We start from the raw sequence: 1,952 nt of genomic DNA on the forward strand, positions 1-1,952 counted from the left end.
ACGGGAAGAAATGAAGTTCGGAGACATAAAAAAAGTAGTGGGTTCGGCAAAACCACACTACGAGAAAAGTTATCATGTCGAAAATGACAATTTTGTAAACACAATTTCGTTTCTCCAGTATATCACTAAAGGTGATTTTTGAAGCAAAACGGGTCCTCTTTAGGGAGCCGTTTTTTTTATTTCCCGAAGGGTTATTTGTCAGAATGACAAACCGATTTCGAGCCGGCGAGAACCCATTGTCACACCACGATTTAGGGGGTGTGTATAAATGGGCACTCTCTGTGAAATTTGAAGCTTTGAAATTCCGAATGGCGCACTTATACACTCTGTCGAGTGAGTGCTAAAATGCTGAAGCATTTCCGTCAAGCGTGTGGAGGAATCTTGTAGAGAGATATAGCATAGATACCCGTATCTCTAGAGATATTTTGGTATATCCCTGCTATATCTATGGGGTATCTATGCTATATCTTTGGCTTCAAAAACGGCACCTGTTCTAAGAGCATAGAAACTCAACAGGCACAGCCTGTTTGACACCCTTTTTTTTAGGGTGGCACCGAGTTTCCTTATGCTCTTTTTCTCTGAAGCTAAACCTGTTTTATATGTCGTAGTCTTTTTATTGGGAGTGACCCCTTGCTGTACAATTTCCGGAGGTGCCGATAAGGGACGAATTTTCCCTTGTCGGTTGCCTTTGGGGATTGTAAGGGGTGGAGGCTCGGAATCAAAAGGAAACGAAATATCATTCCGAGTGTGCTTCTTTTTTCTGTTCTTGAATTCTATTATTTCCAATGTTAGAATTATGTTAACAACTTGTTAGGAGTGTGTTTGGATGGAAGAGAAAAAACAAATTGGACCTCGAATTACTGTTGAAACATTTAAAAAGCTAGAGTTATTAGCCGAACATTTTACAAAACACAATGAATTTGGAAGAGTTTCAAAAGATGCTGTAATTGAGTTTGCTATTAAGGAATTGTATAGGGACTATTTGGGAAAAGGACGCTAATTTTTGTTGAAAAACTGACTTCGGATTTGGGGTTCTTTATTATTAACTTGATTTTAATTAAACATTACAGGAAAAATTGAGGGGAAATGGATGGATAAACGCAATGGTGACGCGGTTTTCATAGCTCCAAATGATGTTGTAAAAGTGACCACTATGAATCACGTCATTGAAGTTCAGCATATGGAGAAGATGAACCGGAAAAATAATATCAAAAAATTGGACAAGGATAGGTTTGTAGACCTCTCTACTGGGGAGATCCGGGAGTTCGAGCATTCGGAAAATCGGCAGGAAAATTATAATTCTTTGAGACAAACCTTTAAGAAGCTGCGTTATTTGATAAATAACAATTTTATAGGACGGCCAAATGAATTACATATAACTTTGACATACAAGAAAAATATGACGGACACGAAAAAACTTTATAGTGATTTTCAAAATTTTATCGACAGGTTGCGTTATAAATACAAGAAAGAAAGTTCGATAGATTATTTATCGGTGGTAGAGCCACAAGGACGTGGAGCCTGGCATTGTCATGTTTTAATGCGCTTTAATGATTTGGATAAGATTTATATTAAAAATGCTGAATTAAGGAGTCTATGGGGTTTAGGATTTGTAACAATCAAGTCATTAAAGGATATAGACAACATAGGAGCCTATTTGAGCGCTTATTTGACTGATATAGACCTAGAAGATGTCCAAGACAGGGAAACAGCCTTAAAAGTGGCTTCAGAGGGCTGTGAGGTGCAAACAAAGATCGTAGAAGGTCGGGAAAAGAAATTTTTAAAAGGCGGACGGCTGCACATGTATCCTTCCGGAATGAATATGTATCGAAAATCAAAAGGGATTGTTAAGCCGGAACGGGAAGAAATGAAGTTCGGAGACATAAAAAAAGTAGTGGGTTCGGCAAAACCACACTACGAGAAAAGTTATCATGTCGAAAATGACAATTTTG

Annotated in this window: 2 protein-coding genes; both read left to right on the top strand. The window is 38.0% G+C overall.

Features of this window, described 5'->3' with window-relative positions; all coding sequences use genetic code 11:
- Positions 1-826 precede the first annotated feature (826 nt).
- Positions 827-1,000: a hypothetical protein gene (locus ACFWUR_RS29625; protein ID WP_375839303.1), complete on the top strand. Its 174-nt coding sequence runs from the start codon at positions 827-829 to the stop codon at positions 998-1,000.
- A 90-nt stretch (positions 1,001-1,090) separates the two neighbouring features.
- The coding region (locus ACFWUR_RS29630) for a hypothetical protein (protein WP_378911235.1) at positions 1,091-1,952 on the top strand (862 nt) is incomplete at its 3' end.

Source organism: Nocardia sp. NPDC058633 (genome assembly GCF_042717045.1).
GTDB lineage: Bacteria > Actinomycetota > Actinomycetes > Mycobacteriales > Mycobacteriaceae > Nocardia.